Origin of the sequence: [Scytonema hofmanni] UTEX 2349 (genome assembly GCF_000582685.1) — a bacterium.
Classification (GTDB): Bacteria; Cyanobacteriota; Cyanobacteriia; order Cyanobacteriales; family Nostocaceae; genus Hassallia; species Hassallia hofmanni.
This window is the reverse complement of record NZ_KK073768.1, coordinates 1714916-1737111: the sequence shown is the minus strand read 5'-3', so window position 1 is coordinate 1737111 and position 22196 is coordinate 1714916. Positions and strand designations below refer to the sequence as shown.

At 41.6% G+C, this 22196-nt stretch carries 20 protein-coding genes; 12 read left to right on the top strand and 8 right to left on the bottom strand.

Annotated elements, in window-relative coordinates; genetic code table 11:
* Nucleotides 1–29 precede the first annotated feature (29 nt).
* Nucleotides 30–1940 (bottom strand): ATP-binding protein, encoded by a 1911-nt coding sequence (locus TOL9009_RS0112910; protein ID WP_029633179.1) that lies wholly within the window; start codon nucleotides 1938–1940, stop codon nucleotides 30–32.
* A 686-nt stretch (nucleotides 1941–2626) separates the two neighbouring features.
* Between TOL9009_RS0112910 and TOL9009_RS0112900 the strand changes: the two genes are divergently transcribed.
* From TOL9009_RS0112900 to aroF, 7 genes are all read left to right on the top strand, one after another.
* On the top strand, nucleotides 2627–2830 hold the full coding sequence (locus TOL9009_RS0112900; protein WP_029633177.1) for a hypothetical protein: 204 nt from the start codon (nucleotides 2627–2629) through the stop codon (nucleotides 2828–2830).
* A 281-nt stretch (nucleotides 2831–3111) separates the two neighbouring features.
* The gene (locus TOL9009_RS0112895; RefSeq protein WP_029633176.1) at nucleotides 3112–3954 is read left to right on the top strand and encodes a cyanophycinase; all 843 of its coding nucleotides are present in this window, start codon (nucleotides 3112–3114) and stop codon (nucleotides 3952–3954) included.
* A 268-nt stretch (nucleotides 3955–4222) separates the two neighbouring features.
* The gene (locus TOL9009_RS0112890; RefSeq protein ID WP_029633175.1) at nucleotides 4223–5893 is read left to right on the top strand and encodes an alpha-amylase family glycosyl hydrolase; all 1671 of its coding nucleotides are present in this window, start codon (nucleotides 4223–4225) and stop codon (nucleotides 5891–5893) included.
* Between the two features lie 247 nt (nucleotides 5894–6140).
* Entirely contained in the window at nucleotides 6141–7622 is a 1482-nt protein-coding gene (locus tag TOL9009_RS0112885; protein WP_029633174.1) for a bifunctional metallophosphatase/5'-nucleotidase, read from the top strand.
* A 388-nt stretch (nucleotides 7623–8010) separates the two neighbouring features.
* On the top strand, nucleotides 8011–8280 hold the full coding sequence (rpsO, locus tag TOL9009_RS0112880; RefSeq protein ID WP_029633173.1) for a 30S ribosomal protein S15: 270 nt from the start codon (nucleotides 8011–8013) through the stop codon (nucleotides 8278–8280).
* 12 nt (nucleotides 8281–8292) lie between these two features.
* Entirely contained in the window at nucleotides 8293–8754 is a 462-nt protein-coding gene (locus tag TOL9009_RS0112875) for a PAM68 family protein (protein WP_029633172.1), read from the top strand.
* A 392-nt stretch (nucleotides 8755–9146) separates the two neighbouring features.
* A complete protein-coding gene (aroF, locus tag TOL9009_RS0112870; RefSeq protein WP_029633171.1) occupies nucleotides 9147–10202 on the top strand; it encodes a 3-deoxy-7-phosphoheptulonate synthase in 1056 nt (351 codons plus the stop codon).
* 47 nt (nucleotides 10203–10249) lie between these two features.
* On the opposite strand, the gene TOL9009_RS0112865 is transcribed toward aroF, so the two are convergent.
* From TOL9009_RS0112865 to TOL9009_RS0112855, 3 genes are all read right to left on the bottom strand, one after another.
* Nucleotides 10250–11134: a hypothetical protein gene (locus TOL9009_RS0112865; protein WP_029633170.1), complete on the bottom strand. Its 885-nt coding sequence runs from the start codon at nucleotides 11132–11134 to the stop codon at nucleotides 10250–10252.
* A 71-nt stretch (nucleotides 11135–11205) separates the two neighbouring features.
* On the bottom strand, nucleotides 11206–11799 hold the full coding sequence (locus TOL9009_RS0112860) for a DUF1517 domain-containing protein (RefSeq protein WP_029633169.1): 594 nt from the start codon (nucleotides 11797–11799) through the stop codon (nucleotides 11206–11208).
* A 172-nt stretch (nucleotides 11800–11971) separates the two neighbouring features.
* The gene (locus TOL9009_RS0112855; protein ID WP_029633168.1) at nucleotides 11972–13528 is read right to left on the bottom strand and encodes a pentapeptide repeat-containing protein; all 1557 of its coding nucleotides are present in this window, start codon (nucleotides 13526–13528) and stop codon (nucleotides 11972–11974) included.
* 76 nt (nucleotides 13529–13604) lie between these two features.
* Between TOL9009_RS0112855 and TOL9009_RS0112850 the strand changes: the two genes are divergently transcribed.
* Complete coding sequence (locus TOL9009_RS0112850) at nucleotides 13605–14444, top strand: prephenate/arogenate dehydrogenase (RefSeq protein ID WP_029633167.1); 840 nt, start codon at nucleotides 13605–13607, stop codon at nucleotides 14442–14444.
* Nucleotides 14445–14641: 197 nt separating this feature from the next.
* On the top strand, nucleotides 14642–14986 hold the full coding sequence (locus TOL9009_RS50505) for an REP-associated tyrosine transposase (protein ID WP_072022131.1): 345 nt from the start codon (nucleotides 14642–14644) through the stop codon (nucleotides 14984–14986).
* Nucleotides 14987–15351: 365 nt separating this feature from the next.
* On the opposite strand, the gene TOL9009_RS0112840 is transcribed toward TOL9009_RS50505, so the two are convergent.
* Complete coding sequence (locus TOL9009_RS0112840) at nucleotides 15352–15903, bottom strand: hypothetical protein (protein WP_038296328.1); 552 nt, start codon at nucleotides 15901–15903, stop codon at nucleotides 15352–15354.
* 192 nt (nucleotides 15904–16095) lie between these two features.
* The gene (locus tag TOL9009_RS0112835; protein ID WP_029633165.1) at nucleotides 16096–17316 is read right to left on the bottom strand and encodes a type II secretion system F family protein; all 1221 of its coding nucleotides are present in this window, start codon (nucleotides 17314–17316) and stop codon (nucleotides 16096–16098) included.
* Nucleotides 17317–17377: 61 nt separating this feature from the next.
* Between TOL9009_RS0112835 and TOL9009_RS49295 the strand changes: the two genes are divergently transcribed.
* Nucleotides 17378–17500, top strand: coding sequence for a hypothetical protein (locus tag TOL9009_RS49295; RefSeq protein ID WP_260675886.1), 123 nt, complete (start codon nucleotides 17378–17380; stop codon nucleotides 17498–17500).
* A gap of 105 nt (nucleotides 17501–17605) precedes the next feature.
* On the opposite strand, the gene TOL9009_RS0112825 is transcribed toward TOL9009_RS49295, so the two are convergent.
* A complete protein-coding gene (locus TOL9009_RS0112825) occupies nucleotides 17606–18715 on the bottom strand; it encodes a type IV pilus twitching motility protein PilT (protein WP_029633164.1) in 1110 nt (369 codons plus the stop codon).
* A 145-nt stretch (nucleotides 18716–18860) separates the two neighbouring features.
* On the bottom strand, nucleotides 18861–20873 hold the full coding sequence (locus TOL9009_RS0112820) for a GspE/PulE family protein (protein WP_029633163.1): 2013 nt from the start codon (nucleotides 20871–20873) through the stop codon (nucleotides 18861–18863).
* Between the two features lie 148 nt (nucleotides 20874–21021).
* Between TOL9009_RS0112820 and TOL9009_RS47235 the strand changes: the two genes are divergently transcribed.
* A complete protein-coding gene (locus TOL9009_RS47235; RefSeq protein ID WP_186227546.1) occupies nucleotides 21022–21195 on the top strand; it encodes a hypothetical protein in 174 nt (57 codons plus the stop codon).
* Nucleotides 21196–21285: 90 nt separating this feature from the next.
* Complete coding sequence (gene grpE / locus TOL9009_RS0112815) at nucleotides 21286–21954, top strand: nucleotide exchange factor GrpE (RefSeq protein ID WP_029633162.1); 669 nt, start codon at nucleotides 21286–21288, stop codon at nucleotides 21952–21954.
* Nucleotides 21955–22196 lie beyond the last annotated feature (242 nt).

Sequence of the window (22196 nt, the reverse complement as noted above, 5' to 3'; positions counted from 1 at the left end):
TATTGGAACGTCTCTACGGTTTATTGAAATTACAAAATTGTGCCGATTTCTTTCAAATAAACTCGTGTAAACGGTTCATCTACTCCCAAGTTGTACTCTTCAATCAAACCTTTGCGACGAATAGAAACGGTGTCTCCTTTCTTAATCACCACAGTCGAACCATCGAAGACATCTCGTGTCAGAATCATCTCTATTTCTGTGGGATCATTCAGAACTACCAAGTTACTTCCTTGGTAAAACATGCCTTCATTTTCCCAAGTTTCTTCATCGTATTCGGCGATGAGTAAATCAAGTTTAGGATTACGCAACAAACTTAAAATGTTGCTGTTGTAATCCTTGTTGAAGATTTTTTTCGACCGATTCAAAAAAACTGCATTTTGACAAACAGCACCGATTGTCCACTCAGGGTGTTGCAAAAGAATATGGTCAATGGTTTCTTGAAGTTCAGAAACTGTGATTTTATTAAAGGTGAGAATTGGTATTCTCGCATCTGTACCCGACTCAAAGAAGGTTTCTAAAATATGAGAAGGTACATCAACGCTTTCACCAACGGCAGGATTTAAATGCATTAAAATCCCAGGTGCGGCGTTGATTTCTAAAATGGCAAAGTTACCTTCTTTCCAAGATTTGTCGAGACTTGGAGTAATGACATCAATGCCTAAGCAAGTTAAGCGAAAGTGTTGGGCAATATCTTGCGCCAATATAATATTCTCATCGTGAATTGTGCGCGTAGCATCGATGCTCACACCTCCAGCCGAAAGATTGGCGACTTTGCGAAGATAAACTGTGCGATCTTTTTCGATTACGCTGTCCAATGACAAACGCTGTTCGTCTAAATACAATTCCATCGCTTCATCGCTTTGAATTTTGCTCATTGGGGAAGTAGGTGTATCCAAACGAGCGGGTTTGCGGTTTTCATCGCGAATTAACTCAGCAATGGTCGAGTTGCCATCACCGACAACTGATGCGGGACGACGTTCGGTAGCAGCGACAAATTTACCATTGACGCACAATAAGCGAAAATCTGCACCGGAGATGCTTTTCTCAACGATGATCCGTGTTGGCTCGTTTTCGGGGATCGCTTTGAGCGATCGCTCAAAAGCCGCTTCTAATTCTCTAGAGTCTTGGACATCAGCGGTTACGCCAATTCCTTTATGACCGACAACAGGTTTTATTGCTACTGGGTAGCCAATTTCTCTGGCTACACCTAAAGCTTCTCTTTCGGTGGTGACGATATCGCCTTGAGGTACGGGGAAACCTAAGGTGTTTAAAAATGCTTTGCAGTCATCTTTGCGGGTGCTGAAGTCCGAATCTAGATGAGCATCACAATCAAATGTGGTAGCTACACCGCGAACTTGTTTTTTGCCGTAGCCATATTGCATCAATCCTTCTTCCCACAGATAGAAAGTAGGAATACCTTTTTCGTATGCGGTGCGTAATAAGGTGTAGACTGTGGGACCTCCATAAACAGATTGGCGAAATCTGTTTTGCAGCGATCGCATTTGCTCTTCAAAAACAATATCTTCCTTTTGGGTAATCGCTTCAAACCAATCCCAAACGAAGTACAGTATGGATCTGGTGGTGCGTTCGTGCAGCGATTGCACGCCGATTTTTTTGTAACCTGCGTATGGTTTTACACTCCAATGATTTAAGTGCAAACCCATATCCAGTTTTCCGACTTCTGCGAGGGTACGAGCAAATAAATCAGCATGGGAAATGTATGTTTGCTCTTTTATCTGTGGGTAGCGGATGCCAATAACAGATACATAGTCTTCAATCGGCAAAGGCTCTTTATATTCTGTCAGCGCAAAACTAAATACTAGCGCTCCTGTTTCCAAATACGGATTCGCTCCCATGTAATGCTTGAAGTTGAAAACGTCGAAAACATCTGTTTTTCTGGCATTGACGCGAACTGCATCGGTGGTTTTCTCTTGAATCATTGATTTATATATCCTTGGCTAAACACCCTTCAATTCAGTACTTCTGCGTTATCAATAAATCACGTCACCCAAATTGGGTATTTACATTTTTCCTAACTCATGATAAACGTCTGAGTTTACTTAAACTTTCTGACTGTTTGATTGTAATAAAATTATTCGCTAACCGTGTTTTGAGAGCGAGCTTCGTCGCTTGCCGTAGTAATCCACCAAAGAAACTTTGCGGGGTTTATGGTAAGAAAATCAGATTCTTTTCTCAAGAACAGCTTCCCTTGCTTCCCCTGCTTCCCCTGCTTCCCCTGCCTGCTTTTACCCGTCATTTTTGGGTTGGTCGAGTAGTAGGTATCGCTTGTATTTAACTCAAAAAGAAAACTCAATATTTCTGCTAGCATAGCATATCGTTTATACCATAGTTTTTAAACTATCTCTGGGCATAGACCATTTATTTCGCCAAGTAAATGCACATTGGTGTATTTATCGAAGAGGGGTAAAGGGGAAGGGGTAAAGGGTAAAGGTATGGAAATAAAGAGTTACTTAAATCACTCATGATATTTTTCCCCTTTCCCCTTTCCCCTTTACCCCTCTTCATGAAGCTTTGCCAAATGTATAACCTTTGAAAGGTGCAGTTTACATCTCATATTGTTTATAACTAATAAGCTATAAAAGAAAAATTTAGGAGACAGCCGAGAATGAATGGCACAAAAGCTGCTCTTAGAAATGAAATTCGACAACTTGCCGAAGAAGCATTTCATCGCAAACTTATTTCCGGTTATGGTGATGGTGCAGACAGCGACGAGTTCCAAATTTTATTCGAGGGCAAACCCAGACATCTCCCACTGCAAGAGGCACGTTCTTTTTTAAACAGCTTGCTTTTTAGTAGTTCCATTAGGTAGACATTTTTGCTGATAAATCTACCTAAAGATGTAGAACTTTTTTACACAATTTAAGGTGCATCTTATCACATCTGACTGACGATTCGCTGAATGCGAATCGTCAGTCAGATGTTTTTCATTAAACCAAAATTCTCAGCTTTCTCAACTTTGAGCAGCATAATAAAAATAAATTTACTACATTTGATATCTAACTTTTGTATCTAAATCTACCATATGGATGTTTTTCTAGTTTAAATTGTCGTGTTTGATTAAAAATAACAGACTTAAAATCCGGAGGCATCATGGCGGCGACCCAAACCAAACGGCAATTGGTGATTATTGGCGGTGCAGAAGACAAAGAAGGCGATTGCCAGATCCTGCGTGAGTTTGTGCGACGTGCTGGTGGCACAAAAGCCAGAATAGTCATTATGACAGCAGCAACCGAACTACCAAGAGAAGTAGGAGAAAATTACATTAAAGTGTTTGAGCGCCTGGGAGCAGAGAATGTTAGGATAATTGACACCGAAGCTCGTGAAGATGCTGCCTCATCAACAGCGCTAGAAGCAGTTGACAAAGCTACAGGGGTATTTTTTACTGGAGGGGATCAAGCGCGGATCATCAGCATCCTCAAAGACACTGAACTTGATACCGCAATTCACAAACGCTGCGCTGAAGGAATTGTCATTGGTGGAACAAGCGCTGGAGCCGCTGTCATGCCAGATGTTATGATTGTGGAAGGCGACTCAGAAACAAATCCTCGGATTAACGCTGTGGACATGGGACCGGGTATGGGCTTTTTGCCTGGGGTGGTGATTGACCAGCACTTCTCACAACGGGGACGCTTGGGACGCTTAATTTCAGCTTTGCTGATAGAGCCTGCCGATTTGGGATTCGGCATTGATGAGAATACCGCAATGGTTGTTACCGATAACGAATTTGAAGTAATTGGGCAAGGTTGCGTCACCGTTGTCGATGAATCAGAGGCTACACATAGCAACATTAACGACATTTTGAAAGATGAGCCTTTGGCGATTTGCGGAGCCAAGCTGCACATTTTGCCACATGGATATAAATTTGACCTAAAAAACCGCAAGCCGATTTTAGATAATAAATCTATGGCGGATGCTTCTGTATCTGTTGGTTAATTGACATTTTGCGCCCCGTTCTTGAAGATCGCGAGGAGTGTCAATTTGTTGATCTTATACAGCAGATTTCACTCCTTAGAAGGTACATGCGTAAAATCCAAAACCCGCTCAAAGACGTAGCAGTGCTACGTCTCTAGGAGGGTTGCAATGTTTTTATTAATGTTAATTAAGCGGACATAATATTACTTTAGAAAGAAGCTTAACATAAATTTATAATTCACAATAATTTTATCTGATAGAACCAAAATAATTATTTTAAAAGGTAGAAATGGCAAGTTCAATTGAATTTAATTTGTTTGCTCCTCGTAACAAAGAAGCAGCTTTAATTGGGTCTTTTTCTGATTGGAAAGAGATTCCGATGCAAAAAGGCGAAGATGGTTATTTTCGTACTAATGTAGAAATAGAAGACGGTGTTTATGAATACAAATTCCGCGTTCAAAGCAAAAGCCCAAATTTTCAACCAGATGAATGGGTGGATGTAATTGACCCTTATGCCACAGATGTAGATGATGAAAAAAAAGTCAGTATAGTGCAGCTAAAAGATGGTCAGCGAATAGTTGATACTTACGTTTGGCAGCACGACGATAAAATATTGCCAGAAAATCATGAATTAGTAATATATGAAATGCACGTTGCCGATTTTACAGGTGGCGAAGTTGACGATAACAAACGTGGAAAATATGTAGATGCCATTGAAAAGTTAGATTATCTGCGCGAATTGGGAATTAATGCAATAGAATTAATGCCAGTAAATGAGTATCCAGGCGATTATAACTGGGGCTACAAAGTGCGGCACTTTTTCGCAACAGAATCAAGCTATGGATCAACAGAAGATTTAAAGCGATTTATTGACGAGTGTCATAGTCGAAATATTCGGGTTTTCATGGATGGAATTTACAACCATACAGATGAAGAATGCCCGCTAATGTTGATTGATAGGAATTATTGGTATTACGAACACATGCACTATCCGGAAGACCCCAACAATCATTGGGGACCGGAATTTAACTATGATAATTATGACGAAAAGCTAGACGTTAAACCTGCTTGGAAATACGTTGGGGATGTGGTGCGCTATTGGGTTCAAGAGTATCACATTGACGGAATTCGGTTTGATGCAGTGCGGCAATTAGCTAACTTTGAATTTTTGGATTGGCTCGCTCAACAATCAAAAAAGAATACTGCACCCAAACCGTTTTATAATATTGCCGAATACATTCCCGATACAAGCAAAATAACAACGCCAGAAGGACCCCTGGATGCTTGTTGGCATGAAAGTTTTCGCTACTTTATGATTCCTCACCTTTGTGGTGAAACATTTGAATTAGACCATCTGAAAGAGGTTTTAGACCCGAAACAGCAAGGTTATGCCACTGCGATAAATGTGATTAATTATTTAGCGACTCACGATCGCGAACATATATTTAGAGAATTAGGCGATCGCGGCATTTTTGATGAAGCTGCATTTGTCCGCGCCAAGTTAGGTGCTGTACTATTAATGACAGCAATGGGTATACCGATGCTGTGGATGGGTGAAGAGTTTGGTGAACATAAACGCAAAAGCCAAACTGTAACTCAGCCGAAAAAGATAGCCTGGGCTTTGTTGGAAAGAAACGAAAATCGCGATTTATTTGAATATTACAAAAAACTAATCGCCCTTCGCAAGCAAACTCCAGCTTTGCAAAGCGATAATATTGAGTTTTTCCACGAAAATGCGGAAGCCAAATTGCTAGCTTACACTCGCTGGAATTCCCAAGGCGATCGCATCGTCGTTATTGTAAATTTCTCTGACCAAAATTTAGTAGAATATCAAATCCCCAACTTCCCAGCGGCTGAATCGTGGCAAGATTGGTTGAGTGAAACTTCTGTGAAAGTTGATGAAGATATTCTAACTACTGATATAGCGCCATTTACGGCAAAAATATTTGTTTCGCAGTAGACATCTGGTAGAAAAGACGCAAAGACGCCTTGCTTATCCTACAAATCTGAGGAATCTTCCACTTCCACACCATGAGACATAGGTGTGGAAATTAATTATGGGTTAGCTGAACCCTTGTAGAGATGACGATTTATCGCGTCTCTACATCTTGGGCAACAGATGATTTATTGTTAAACAATTGCCAATAGTTGTTTTGCAAACAGGAGCGCGGTAGAATGCGATCGCTGTTAATTATTCGAGGTAAAACATGATGGTGACGACTGAGCGGTTTAAAAAGTTTACGATTTTACATTCCAATGATATGCATGGAGACTTTCTGGCAGAAAGTAAGGGTGTCGAGGGTAATCTTATTGGTGGACTGTCGCTTCTTTCAGGATATTTAAATAAGGTGCGCTCTGAAGAGAAAAACACGCTTTTTGTCATTTCTGGTGATATGGTTCAGGGGTCTATGATTGATACGGAATACAAAGGTATTTCAACGATAGAAATCATGAATTACCTCGCTCCTGACGTAGTAACTCTGGGGAATCACGAATTAGATTATGGGTTTCCTCACTTACTTTTCTTGGAAAAGATGGCAAATTTTCCTATAGTCAACGCCAACTTATATATTAAAAAGTACAATAAACGATTGATGACTCCTTATCTTATCCTCAATGTAGATGGATTTGATATCATGTTTATCGGTATTGTAACTGAGGAAGTTCTTAACGCATTAAAACTTGATACAAGTATTACCACATTTGTCGGTCTGGAAGATGCTGCTGCGGAAATAGGTAAAATTTGCAACACTTACAAAAATGATGACATTGACCTGACAATTCTCCTGACGCACATCGGTTTTGAAGAGGATAAAAAACTAGCTGCAATGCTAGACCCGATCTGGGGTGTGGATATGATAATTGGCGGACACTCGCATACTATTTTAGAACAACCAGCCGAAGTCAACAACATTCTAATTACACAAGCAGGTGTTGGTACAGACCAAATTGGACGTTTCGATATTACAGTGGATGACGATACTAATAGCATTGTGGAATGGAAGTGGCAACTCATCCCTGTGGATAATAATCTTGCAGAGCCAGATGCTGAACTCGAAAAATTTATTGATACTTTCAAGCAAGAGGTAGATCGCAAGTATAATCGGCTGATTTGTCGATTAGCACGTCAATTGACACATCCTAAGCGTGAAGTAGAAACTGAATTGGGTAACTTAATGACTGATATTTTGGCTGAATCAGTTATGTCTGATGTAGTTTTTCTCGGAAGTGGTTCAATACGTGGAGCAGAATTGGGTCCTCTAGTTACATTGAGTGACCTTAAAAGAATTTACCCTTATGACGGACCAGTTTATAGGGTAAAACTTACTGGTGAACAACTCACCAAGATATTCTCACATATCATGAGATCAGAAAACAGAAAACCGGGTGAAGGTCAGTGTTTTCAAATAAACAAAGGTATTCAGGCAGTTTACAGTGATGCTGAAAGAAAGCTTGAATCTTTGACCATTAATGAAAAACCTGTAGAAGCAGATAATCAATACACTATCTGTCTCCAGGAATATCATTACAAAAATTCAGTCAATAGTTTAGGCATAATAACTGAAGAGTTGACAAAATTAACTCAACCGAAAGTAGTCACAACATCTGTTCAGAATATCCTTGAAGAATACTTTAGTTCTAATCAAGTTCTTAACAGCTATGTCGAAGGACGATTGATATACAAATAGGTAGCCCCTATAAAGCAGGTTGGGAAAACCCCGACCTGTAATTTATTTAGATCGCAATATGGTTATTGTTAGTGATATCAACAGGTCGCCAAGATTGTTTCCCCGACTCTTAGCGCAACAAGTCTAAGAGAGGAATGGCGCTCCGGGACTATGAGTCTGGGGACTGGGGAAAAGGCACTTCCGTTTTCTTTAAAATTCGTGTGTGGGTCTCAATCCCCTTCCAAGTAAGGAAAGTGTCCCCAGTCCCTAATCCCCAGACTCATAGTCCCTTTTTTAATTTATACGTATACGTATCTACCTAAAGGCGTAGCAGCAAAGTTGATCCCCACATACAACCTGGGGGCTGTGATATTATGGGAAACTGCTGCATATATAAATAGAATCCATCATGGCTTTAACGCAAGAGCGCAAACAAGAGATCATTGTCAATTATCAAGTTCACGAAACCGATACAGGCTCCGCCGATGTCCAAGTTGCCATGCTCACCGAGCGAATCAACCGTCTCAGCTTACATCTCCAAGCAAACAAGAAAGACCATTCTTCTCGTCGGGGATTGTTAAAGCTCATCGGTCAGCGCAAGCGCCTTCTAGCTTACATTCAAAAAGATAGCCGGGAAAAGTATCAAGCTTTAATTGGTCGTCTCGGTATTCGTGGATAGGGACTAACGCTTATGTCTGCTGAAGATCAACGCAGTCAATTGCCCTTTGAACCCAAAAAACGCCAAAAAGCACCCAAATCTCAAAATAAGCCGATTGTGAAGCAAGAAGCTGAGAAACAGGTTGAGAAAAAGCAAACTTACACCAAAGAAGAAATGGCAATCCCCAAGGTTGTCAGTCAGCGCATGATTAGACGGGTTGCTGGCTTCTGTGGTGTGCCTACATTTTTGGGAATCGCCACCTTAGTTGCCAGCTATCTGCTAGCTATGTACGCCCAAATTAAGCTACCTGCGATCGCAGTGTTACTAGTTAACATGGGATTATTTGGTTTAGGTGTCATAGGAATAACTTATGGCGTTCTGTCTGCCTCTTGGGATGAAGAGAGAGTTGGGGGTTTAGTGGGCTTAAATGAGTTCGGCACTAACTGGGCGCGAATGGTCGAAGTTTGGCGGGAAACTCGTCAAAAAAACGTATAATTATCAGCGCTCAGGTGTTAGATTTTGTACTGTTGGGTAAATTTTAAAGTGAATGTTGAAGTTTAAATTTTAGATAATTTTTATAACTTCAACATTGCTAATTAAAAATTTATATTTTTTTTGAAACCAAAAATACAGTAGCAAAACAATCTGAGCGCTATATTTTTTGAAATTAAAGATAATAGCCTAAGTTGCTAGTTACAATCCGCTTCTAAGAGTCCCATATATCAAGTTCGTTAAAACAGACTAAAAATCTCAATCTCGTTAGTCGGTTTTAACCGACTTGCACTATTAGACAGCGATTTTAATCGTTGTCGGGTTAGGCTTAAATTGGATGGAATAATAAAAACGCAACTTACGTTAATAGCAACTAGCCATAAAGGAAATTTAACATGATTGTAGTCATGAAAATTGGTTCCCCAGCAGAAGAAATTAACCGTATTGATGAGGAACTGACTAGCTGGGGATTGACACCCGAAAAAATTGTCGGGAAGCATAAAGTAGTAATCGGTTTAGTAGGTGAAACCGCTAATTTAGACCCACTACAAATTCAAGAAGTCAGCCCTTGGATTGAGCAAGTGTTGCGGGTAGAATTGCCTTACAAACGCGCTAGTCGCCAATTCCGCCACGGTGAAGCTTCTGAGGTAGTCGTAGATACTCCTAATGGCAAAGTTGTATTTGGTGAACACCACCCGGTTGTCGTTGTAGCCGGTCCCTGTTCGGTAGAAAATGAAGAAATGATTGTGGAGACGGCGCAGCGGGTTAAGGCAGCTGGAGCGCGATTTCTGCGGGGTGGAGCATACAAACCCCGGACTTCGCCTTATGCTTTTCAAGGACACGGCGAAAGTGCTTTGGAATTCTTGGCGAAAGCGCGAGAAGTCAGCGGACTCGGTATTATTACGGAAGTAATGGATTCTACGGAGTTAGATAAAATTGCCGAAGTTGCTGACGTGATTCAAGTTGGGGCAAGAAATATGCAGAATTTCTCGCTACTGAAAAAAGTGGGAGCGCAACCCAAACCGGTGCTTTTGAAGCGGGGAATGGCAGCGACAATTGAAGATTGGTTGATGGCTGCTGAGTATATTCTCGCGGCAGGAAATGCCAATGTAATTTTGTGCGAGCGGGGTATTCGCACTTTTGATCGGCAATTTACTCGCAATACTTTAGATTTGTCGGTGGTGCCAGTGTTGCGAAAAGTGACACATTTACCAATTATGATTGATCCGAGCCACGGCACAGGTTGGTCTGAGTTTGTGCCTTCAATGTCTTTGGCTGCGATCGCATCCGGATGTGATTCTCTGATGATAGAGGTTCATCCCAACCCCCCCAAAGCTTTATCTGATGGTCCCCAATCTCTCACACCAGAACGTTTCGACCGATTGATGCAAGAATTAGCAGTAATTGGTAAAGCTGTTGGACGTTGGGAGCAGGCGATCGCCATAGCATGAAAACTTGTAGAGACGTTCCACCGGAACGTCTTTACGGTTAGCAATTATTAACGTCTTCTACTAGAACCAAACGAGCGGCTAGGAGAACGCCCACCACTACCAAAACCACTACCAGAATTGCGTCTGGTGGTGCTGGATCTGCCAGAAGGTGTTAAAGTACTGCCGCCATAACCTGAACCAGTAGCGCGACTGTTACCTGTGGAAGGACGCGGTGTAGTACGTACATTAGAACTACCCGGATATGAATTTCTAATCGTCCCTGTAGTGCGGAAAGCAGTGCGGTTTCTCTCGACTGCGGGTGGCGCATTGTAACGAGTTCGGTAATTACTAACAGCTTCACCGTAGCTGCTACCATAGCCACCGTAGCCTGTGAGCACCCCTCCTGGCTGATAAGCTGGGGGGACATAATGCTGAGGTCTAAATAGCAAACTACCGATCGCCTGTCCTGCTATGCTACCAGCCACAGATCCAGCAAACGGCGCCCAAAAACTATTTTGTTGTTTGACTACAACTGTTTCCTGTTGTCCGGTTTGGGGGTTTATTTTATTTTCGGTGACATTGTGGACATATTCAATTTTGAAATCTGGTGTCAAATATAAGGCAGGCTGACCATTTTCTACCTTTAGATAACTTTTCTTACCTTGCTTAATTTCATCATCGGTAAGCCGTGCCATTTGCAGGTTTTGCGATTTAAAATTTGGGGGGGTAGCATTAAATAAAAATAGTGTATACTCCCCATTGCTATCATCGAACGTAGCTTGTTGCACATCATACTGACCATCACTCAGCTTTGTGTTAGTTGAGGTTTGGCTAGCATTCTTAGCTTGAGGAGTAGTAGCTTGGTTTGAATTGCCGCCGCAGCCTACAGTTGTCAAGCACAAACTCAGTGCTAAAAAAACGGCTGTAAATTTACGCATTATCGTCTTTAACATTTGACTATTATCCTATCTCCGAGTTTAACAAGTTATTCATTCGGGCTGTAAGTAGGGACTACCCTACCAAGTTACAAAGGAATCAATTCTGGGTAATATTGCAACAACTGATCGTTGCTTAGTTCATCACCTAACTGCGCTGGCGAAAAATGCACCTGGACTGCTCTTAGTTTATGTTTGTAGTGCAAGTTTATAATCGCTTTCAATCCATCTTTTAACGCCGCAATGTTAGAAAGGTCGCTTTCCAATTCTGGCACTTCTCCTTCATAAGCAAATGTAATCATCACAATTACATTGCGTGTCACAGGTATAGATAAAGGTACATTCACCCCGGAGTTAGAAGTAAAATCTGGTTCACTGAGGTAACGTTCAGCAGAGTCGGTAAATAATTCATTTACATAATCTCCTGCCTCACCTTCACTCCAAAATACATCTCCTTCATTCGCCGCAGAAGTCCAATATTCATCGTATTGCAGTAGAGTTTGGCAGAGTTCTACTAACCCTTCTCCTAAAACTTCTACATCGCCATCAGCATCAATTCCTTGTCGCGCGCCCCGATTTAATACTCCTAAAATGGGTGCTACTTCAGATCCTGCTAAATGTATAAATAGGCGACAGACTACATAGCGAGTCCGACCCATCATTTTATTAAAGCCATCGCGCATTTTTGATTCTCCTTAAAGTTGTTAGTTGATGGTTGATAGTTGTTGGTTGATAGTTGTTGGTTGATAGTTGTTGGTTGATGGTTGTTGGTTGATAGTTGTTGGTTGATGGTTGTTGGTTGTTTGTTGACGGTTAACAGTCAACAGTTATCCACTATCCACTAACCACCATCCACTATCCAATATAATGAAATCCTTTAACAAAATCTACAATTGTGTTTACCGAAGGTAGTATAACATTGACAGATGTATTGGAGTTCTCATTATATGAACCATTAGTTGCTCCACGATTAATAAATTTTTTGCCAAAATTGGGGTGGTCATGGACAATGAAAGTGTGAGCGCTGGAATTTGTTAATATAGTTTGGGTAGGTGCTTGGAAGAAGTTTAATTTAGCTGCTATTTCTAGATTTTTTTGCATTTGTCTAATTACATCGGCATTATTTCTAGCTTCTTCTATCAAAGCAGATAATTGCTTGGTGCGATCGCTCTTATTTTCTCTGGCAGAAATATCTTCACAATTAATTATTTCTACAGCTGCATGAATATTTCTTTGGGTAGTTGCGGCATCTTTAAAAGGTAGAATAGCAATGTAAGCTGTGGGAAATAAAGCTTCGTCGCTATCTACTCGAAAAGTAAAAACAGTCCGGCGTCGTCCGATTTCTATACTGGGGGGTTGTCTGAGTTGCCTATATTGCTGGGCTATTTGATAATAAGCGCCAGCAAGGGCAAAATGTGCTTCTGATTCTAGAGTCGCATCTACGATAATCCGGATTGTCGGCGGAGTTTCGTTAAAAAAGTCTGATGAGTCAACAGAGGTAAAATTTTGGATAATTGAGCGATCGCCTGTCGGACTCAAATCAACCCATTCGCAAGTTATACCTTCGGTTTTTAAACCAAATCGTGAAGTAGCATAAAGTTTTGCCCCGGTTAAAGTCGCTCCCGTTAAATCTGCACCTACCCATTCTGCCTTAATTAATTTAGCTTCTGATAAATCGGCGTGTACCAAACTCGCGTTGGTTAAATTAGCATTGCTCAAGTCTGCGCCAATTAAGTTTGCTCCACTCAATTTTGCCTCGCTTAAATCTGCCCATCGCAGATTCGCACCGCTTAAATCTGCCCATCGCAGATTCGCACCACTTAAGTTAGCTCCTTTTAGGTTAGCAGCTTTCAGATTCGCCTGTTTGAATTCGGCTTCTCGGAAATTTGCACTGGTTAGATCGGTACGACTAAGGTCAGTGGCATTGAAATTAGCTTGCTCACAATTGGCTTGGGTCAAAAAAGCACCTCTCAAGTTCGCCTCACTCAAATTAGCACGACAAAGTACAGTGTGACGCAGTGTCGCTTCTCGTAAATCGGCGCTGCTGAGGTTTGCTTCCGAAAGGTCAGCGTGACTGAGATTAGCGCGAATTAACTCGGTGCGAATCAGCGTTGCCAACCTAAGTTGAGCGCGACTGAGATCAGCGCGAATTAAATTTGCGACGTTGAGACAGGCGCCGTTTAAGATGGCATCGCTGAGATTAACACCACTCAATCTTGCTACATTCAGCTTGGCATAGCTTAAATTTGCTTCACTGAGATTTGCACCACTGAGATTAGCTACACTTAAGTTAGCTTCGGTGAAATTTGCCCCACTGAGTTTGATACCACTCAGATTCGCTTCCGAAAGGTCAACCCCACTAAAGTTTATGACTCCGAAAGCGTATTTTTCCAGTAATTCCTCTACAGTCATGAATGTCACCCCTCGAATGCCAACGCTAATAGTTGGTATATGTAGAAATTATGTAAAAGCAATGTGAAAATCACAGATGAAAATTGGTATTTTAGGATTGGGACTGATCGGTGGCTCTTTGGGTTGGGATTTGCGATCGCAAGGACATCATGTTTTAGGAGTCAGCCGTCGTGAATCGACTTGTTCTAAAGCGATCGCCCTCGGTAGCGTTTCCGAAGCTTCAGTTGACTTGAGCCTCCTCTCAGCAGCAGATGTGGTATTTATTTGCACACCTCTAGCGCTTATTGTTCCCAAATTTGAGGAATTAATCGCTTATTTGTCGCCTTCTACAATTGTTACTGATGTTGGTTCGGTGAAAGCACCGATAGTTAAAGCGCTTTCTCCACTTTGGGATAACTTTATTGGCGGTCATCCAATGGCAGGAAACACAGATAATGGAATAGAAGCGCGAGAAAGTAATTTATTTGTCAACAAGCCTTATGTGTTAACACCGATATCGAAAACACCAACTTATGCAGTTGAAGTTGTGGAGAAAATTGTGCGATCGCTTGGGGCAAATATCTACCATTGTCAGCCAGAACAACATGACCGCGCTGTTAGTTGGATTTCTCATTTACCAGTCATGGTTAGTGGTTCGTTGATTGCTACTTGCATGAGTGAAACTGACTCAGAGGTATTAGAATTAGCGAAAAAATTTGCAAGTTCCGGCTTTAGAGATACAAGTCGCGTCGGTGGCGGAAATCCTGAATTAGGCTTAATGATGGCACGATTTAATCGTGAAGCATTGCTCAATTCCCTACAACAATATCGCCACAAAATTGACGATTTAATTAACATAATTGAGCAAGAAGATTGGACAACCCTAGAAGAAAAGCTGAAGTTAAATCACAAAGCGCGACCTGATTTTATGGAATAACCGTAGGGTGGGTTAGCAAAGTGTAATATCATCTCCGGCAAATTATATATATTGTAGAGACGTTCCGCCGGAACGTCTTTACGAAGGTTACGATGTTTTAGTAGAGACGTTCCGCCGGAACGTCTTTACGAAGGTTACGATGTTTTTATTAGTCTTACTCCCTTCCTGCCAGAAGATTCCTTAAATTGTAAGTTACTATCTTACAGTTTAGGGAGTCTTCTGACAGGAAGGGAGTAATCAAAAATAATTTTACACGCCATTGCCATGCTCGATACAAAGGAGAAATATCTGCATCACGCCAACATAAGAAAGAGCAAGCAGTTTGGCAACGTCGCTTTTGGGAGCATCAAATTAGAGATGAATATGATTTTAACAAACATGTAGATTATATTCATTACAACCCGGTGCGGCATGGATATGTGAATATACCTTCATCTTGGCACTATTCAAGTTTTCATCGTTATGTCAAGCAGGGGATTTATGAAATTGATTGGGGTGCGGGAGTAGAGTTAAAATTTCCCGATGATGTGGGCAATGAATAATAATTTTCATATTGTAGGTTGGGTGAAACGCAGTGTAACCCAACACCAGTGGAACACATTAGGTTAGTAGGTTGGGTGGAACGCAGTGTAACCCAACACCAGTGGAACACATTAGGTTAGTAGTTAGTAGGTTGGGTGGAACGCAGTGTAACCCAACACCAATAGATAATCAAAATCAATACAAGCAATTTGTGGACATGAAAAGTTAATCAGGTAAATTTAGGAAGTGAAAATGGTTGTGAATGTTTGTTGGGTTGCGCTTTGCTCCACCCAACCTACGAGATATGCGATCACACATAGGCATAGTGCGATCGCACAAGGTAAAAGGCAAAAGAAAGAATATTTTTCTCTTTCTTTTACCTTTTTTAACAGGGTGGACTTTCTGGAGAGAAAACTTCTAACATATTTTCCTCAGGCAGTGATTCTGGTGTTTGAATTATAAATGGCAGACATGCGCCGACAAGACCGCGCTTAATGCGTTCTGGTGTTTCTGCAAACACTACAAACAAGGGATATATACTATTTATTCCATCATTCAAAATATGATTGTAGCAGGGAGGCATGAGCCACTGATATTCTTTATCTAGGTAAATTTGAGTTTGTCGCCAACGTCCTAATAACTCAGAAAAATCTTCGTGGGGACGATGAATAAAAACTAAAATTTCCACGTCGGTTTTGATTTTCCACTCAGGGTCACACATTAAAATTGCCACATCACAAGCTAGACAAATAGTCGTTTTTTCTGCTGAGGTGTTGCAAAGACGGACAATTGGCAGAGGAATAGTGATAACGCTTTCATCTGGACGGCGTAAACTGGGAATCATTTCCAAATATGGTCGATGTTGCTTCAGGAGTGCGATCGCTGACAAGGAATTACTATATTCAGCCAAGCTAGTCTCGTAATAAGATTTTTGCATTAAATATAATTTAATAAATTACTTAATTAAAGACGTTTCTTTTATAACGTCTCTACAATTCCTAATACCATTTATATATGAAGTTGCCTCTAATTTAGCCCACGCAGGTGTTCCTTGTTCGTTTAGCCACAGGCTTCCAGCCTGTGGGCAATAAAGCGCAACCTCACATAAATTGGTACAACTTTTAATCGTCTATCCCAGCTTTTCAAATACCTTAAACAGAGGCAGATACATTGCAAGCAAAATTGTCCCAACCATTCCCCCCAAAACCACAATCATAATTGGTTCCAAAATGCTTGTTAGTGCTTTTACTGACTGCTCAACTTCATCTTCATAAAAATCGGCAACTTTCATCAACATCCCATCTATCTCACCAGTTTCCTCACCGATACTAATCATTTGAATTGCCATAGCCGGAAAAACTTTTTCTTTTTGCAAGGCAATGCTGATCATACCTCCTTGTTGAATTTCGACACGCGCTGCATCAATAGCATTAGCAATTACTTGATTTCCTGAGGTATCGCGGACAATTTCCAAAGAAGTAAGAATTGGTACACCTGAACGAGTTAAAGCACCAAAAGTCCGGCTAAAACGGGCAACTGCGGATTTTTGGATCAAGTCACCAAATAACGGCACTTTCAGAGAAAGGCGATCGATAGTTACGCGACCGACAGGAGTTTTGTAGTATTGTTTATAGGCAATTGACGCACCGATAGCAGTGCCAAAGATAAGAAAAATTCGCCAACTTCTCAAAATTTCACTACAATCCATCAAGAATTGTGTTAAAGGAGGTAATTCAGTGCCTATACTTTTAAAAATACCGGCAAAAACTGGGATTAGAAAAATCGTCATCCCTAGAAAAATTGAAGTTGCCAAAAAACCTACAATCATTGGATAAGACATAGCTGATTTAATTTGGTTTTGTAATCGGGCAACATCCTCTAATAACTTCGCCAAACGATTCATTACATCATCTAAAACACCGCCAACTTCACCCGCTTGAACCATACTGACATACAACCCATCAAAACACTGAGGATGCTTCCGCATCGAGTCAGAAAGATTCATCCCGTTTTGGACATCAGCGCTAATTTCTATCAGCGATTGTTTTAGTTTAGGATTACTACATTGCTCAGATAGCACCCCCAAACTTCTAACAATTGCTACTCCCGCATTGGTTAGAGCCGCAAATTGACGGGAAAAGACAGCTTTATCCTTAATGGAAACCTCAGTCATTGCTGTCTGTAATTTATTCAAGTCAAAGCTGCCAAAACCTTGAGCTTGTTTAAGTTCTTGAACTACAAAACCCTTCTGTTTGAGAGTAGTACGTGCTTGCCCTATAGATTCTGCAACAATTTTTTCTGTTCGGGATTTTCCTTCAGAATCTCGAACACGAGCAACAAATTTTGGCATGGTTTATATATATTTTGGATTGCTAATTGATAATTGATAATGGGGCAATGGGCATTGGGCAATGGGCAATGGGCAATGGGCAATGGGCATTGGGCAATGGGCAATGGGCAATGGGCAATGGGCATTGGGCAATGGGCAATGGGCATTGGGCACGCTCGCAGTGAGAATTAAAGAAGTTCAATAAAGCAAGTGCGTGAATAAATACAATTCTTTCCATGCCCCATGCCCCATGCCCCATGCCCCATGCCCCATGCCCCATGCCCCATGCCCCATGCCCAATATTGTTAAATTAATGCGCTTTGACTGCTCCTGCTGCTTGTGGTGGGGCACCACCAATGAGACGCTGAATTTCGTCCGGCTTGGAAGTCTTAGAGATAGCTGCTTCAAAAGAGATAGTTCCGGCTTTGTACATATCAGCTAAAACCTTCTCTAGAGTTTGCATACCCAACTTACCACCGGTTTGTATAGCCGAGTAAATTTGTGCCGTTTTGCCTTCGCGAATCAAGTTGGAAATAGCAGGAGTAACAATCATAATTTCTTGAGCCATCACCCGACCAAACTCACCTGGTTTAGGATTTTTTCTGGGAACTAAAGTTTGGCTAAATACAGCGACTAGCGAGTTAGATAATTGCACCCGTACCTGAGTTTGTCTTTCATGTGGAAAAACATCAACAACCCGGTCAATAGTTTGTGCTGCTGAACTGGTGTGCAAAGTGCCAAATACCAAGTGTCCTGTTTCTGCCGCACTAATAGCCAAGGAAATTGTTTCTAAATCGCGCATTTCCCCTACCAGAACAATATCTGGATCTTCGCGCAATGCGGCTTTTAAGGCATTAGCAAAACTTTTAGTATCTTCACCAAGTTGACGCTGGTGGACTAAGCTTTTAATTGGTTCATAAACAAATTCTATCGGGTCTTCTACAGTTAAAATATGTTCAGCTTTGGTGCGGTTAATCAAGTCAATCATTGCTGCTAAGGTAGTGGTTTTACCTGAGCCAGTAGGACCTGTTACTAAAATTAAACCTCTGGGTTTATCTGTCATTTCCCGCACTATATCTGGCAGACCTAATTTATCAAAGTTAGGAATTTTGGAACTTAATGCTCGCAAACAAGCAGCGTAAGAACCACGCTCTTTATAAACGTTGACACGAAAGCGAGCTAAACCTTTAACTCCATAGCTGCAATCTAATTCCCAGTTTTGCTCAAGGGTTTTACGCTGGGTATTATTCAGCATACTAAAAATTAGCCTTTGACATTGGTCGGCTGTTAACGACTCCTCACCAATGGGTGTAAGTTTGCCACTGATGCGAAAATAGGGAGGTATACCTGCGGATAAATGTAAATCCGAGCCACCCATTTCAATCATCTGCTCCATCAAATCTTCAATCATCATTTCCATAAATATGTCTCCTTTTGTTATTTGATAGTTAACTACTAACTAAGTAAGTGTAAATTCGTAGTGAGCGGTAAACCGCTCATCAAGTCGGGATTTTAACGGCTAATCAGGTTACTACGTTAAGGAGCCTTTATTTATCCCCATCTACTTAATCGGCAAAACGAGGTGTCATACAATAGGGACAATCTAACCATTCTGGTTTTAATTCGGCGCTACAAGTTCGGCAGGTAAGACCACTTTTGCGTTTGGCTTTTAACTCTGCTTCCAAACCTGTATCAGTGAAAGTTACACGTTCGACTTCTTCCAAAGTGGTTTGTCCTTGACGTACTAAATCCAAGCTGTAAGACAGCAAAGTTTTCATCCCCTCTTCGACTGCAACTTCCTTGATGCGTTCTGTAGGTGCTTCTTCGTTAATTAAGGTTTGTAGCTTTTCGGTGATTCGCATCACTTCATAAACACCGCAACGTCCCTTGTAGCCAGCACCATTACAAGTTGGGCAAATATGACCTTTAGAACTAGCTTGTTGAATTTCTTCTAATGTTAAGGAGTTTGCTTTGTAGAAAGTTATACCGACATCTTGAGAAGCAGATAGACCATAGCGGGCTAATTCTTCGGGGGTGGGAGTATAAGCAATGCGACAATCACCACAGACACGTCGTACTAAACGCTGTGCTAAAACGCCAATGAGCGAACTAGAAATCATAAAAGGCTCAATGCCCATTTCTCCCAAACGTGCGATCGCACCAGGGGCATCATTAGTATGTAAGGTAGTTAATACTAAGTGACCAGTCAAGGCAGCTTCAATCGCTGTTTTTGCCGTTTCTTTGTCTCGCGTTTCACCCACTAACAGCACATCCGGATCTTGCCGTAAAAATGCTCGCAAAGCGGTGGCAAAATCTAGCCCTTTTTCCCGAATTACCTGCACCTGAGTAATCCCCGCCAAGCTATACTCAATCGGGTCTTCTACAGTACTGATATTAATTCCTGGTGTGTTGCGTTCTGCCAATGCTGAATACAGTGTTGTTGTTTTACCAGAACCAGTTGGTCCTGTTACCAAAATCAAACCAAAGGGACGGCTAACCATCTCATGGACAATGTGCAAACTCTCAGGATCGGCAATTAACTTATGCAATCCCAGTTGTGTAGAGGAGTTATCCAAAATCCGCAACACTACCTTTTCCCCGTAGCGACTGGGTAAGGTACTAACCCGGAAGTCAACTTTGCGCCCTTCAAACATCCGCCGAATGCGTCCATCCTGAGGTAAACGCCGTTCGGCAATATCTAAGTTAGCGATAATTTTAAACCGAGCCGTCACCGCAGGAATGATTTTTTTCGGCAGGGCATCAAAAGCCTCACCCAACACCCCATCCTTACGAAAGCGAATGCGTAAGTTTTCTTCTTGCGGTTCGATGTGAATGTCAGAAACCTTCTCATGCAAAGCTTTGGCAAGAATTCTATTGACTAAGTTGATAACTGGTGCATCTTCTGCACCCTTCATCGCTGCTCCCAAATCAGCTTCCATCTCATCGGGGGCATCCTCTAGGTCGAGATTTCCCAGATTTTCTAAGTCTTGATTAATGTCTGTAGACTTTTCTTTTTCTAGATGCTTTTGCTTAACAGCTAGTTCATCCAAATATTGATTGATTAGCTGTTGGTAGTCCTCCTGGGTAATCACCATGCGCTGCAATGCCAAACCTTGCGGACGCAAAATGCGATTCAAATCATCCGAAGCTTCTAAATTATCCGGATCGACCATCGCCACTAACACCGAGGGCGGATTTTGGTCTTCATTTTTTGCCAGTGGCACTAACCGATGGCGACGACAGATATCCGCTGGAATCAGTGTATCAATCAGCTTTCCTACCGTAGTGCTGCCTACTTGGCTAACTTCCGGGTCGATAAACTCAACACCGTATAGTATTTTAAGTTCAAATAACTGCTGTTTTTTATACTGTCTGAGCAACTCAGGTGATAGTTGTTGCCCAGAGACTGACTCAAGTACTTCTGTTAAGGGTATGCCAGACTTGCGGCTTTCAATTAGCGCTTGTCTCATCTGTTCGCTATTGATATAGCCAGATTGCACAAGTTTATTGCCGAAAGGCGAAAATTCAGTTCTTGTAGTAAGAGCGGTACTGCGCCGTTGTTGTGACGAGTAAGTCATAAGTGAGCAATGAGTAGCGGAAACCTCTGATTAAAGTATTCCCAATTTGGCAAACAGAATTCTCATGCTTACTTACTGAATTTTTGCGAATTGCGAATTGGGCAATGGGAAAGGGGAATAAAAACAAGTTTCAGAATTTCGATGCCCCATGCCCTATTTTCGGAATGCCGCCGGTGCGTCTGGGCTAATGCACTCACCATTTGTCACAATAGAGAACGGTGAGATCACTTCAAGTGAAAATTTCGGCAAAAAATACGCCTCACAGTCAGCGGCAAGTACATTCAACGGCTGTTACTATGTGGGAACTAATTGCCGTAAATAGCATTTGGAATGATTACACAATAATGGAATATATGAAAAAGCCCTCCTAGAAGGATGGGGCTTTAAACCCAATTTTTCGGTAAAGTAAGCAATGATGAGCGAGTCCCCAGCCCAAATGAACTATAACGAATCTGATAGCGAAGTTACTGAGCAAGTGACAGTCCAAACCAATACATCACCAGAGACACAGATACAAGACAATAGTACTGCTGGAACTCCGCAGACTGAAACTGATACAGCCGCATTAGCAGAAATGACTCAACAAATAGAGTCACTTAAAGCGCAATTAGAAGAGCGTAACACCCAATATATGCGGATTGGGGCAGATTTTGAGAATTATCGCAAACGCACCAGCAAGGAAAAAGAAGAGCTTGACTTGCTGGTGAAGCGGAATACGATTATGGAATTATTGCCTGTAGTTGATAATTTTGAACGGGCAAGAGCACATCTCAAACCGCAAAGCGATGGCGAATTAACAATTCATAAAAGCTATCAAGGTGTTTACAAGCAACTGGTAGATTGCTTGAAACGCCTGGGTGTGTCACCAATGCGACCCGAAGGTCAAGAATTCGATCCTAACTTGCACGAAGCAGTTATGCGCGAACCTACGGATGAACATCCAGAAGGAACAGTGTTAGAAGAGTTAGTGCGCGGATATTATTTGGGCGATCGCGTGCTTCGTCATGCAATGGTCAAAGTTGCTGCTCCGAAAGAAGACATGCCTCCTATGGAGGAAAATCAGTCTAATTCGCCAATGTAGTTAAACGAACGCTTTTTTCATTCGTCAGTAGTCAAAATTAACCATTAATATAGCACTGGTTACTTTTGACTACTGACTAACTGCTGACTAATGGTAGCTAAAAGTCATTGAACCTCTTGCGTTTTTCGAGCATCGCGTACCCAAACTAGGACATGGCTATTTAAGGTTTTCGCTTAACTTACGCTTTTCTTCCATCGGGAGGAGAATGCTTTTTTTGCAAAAACTATGAAAAAGAGGGGGAA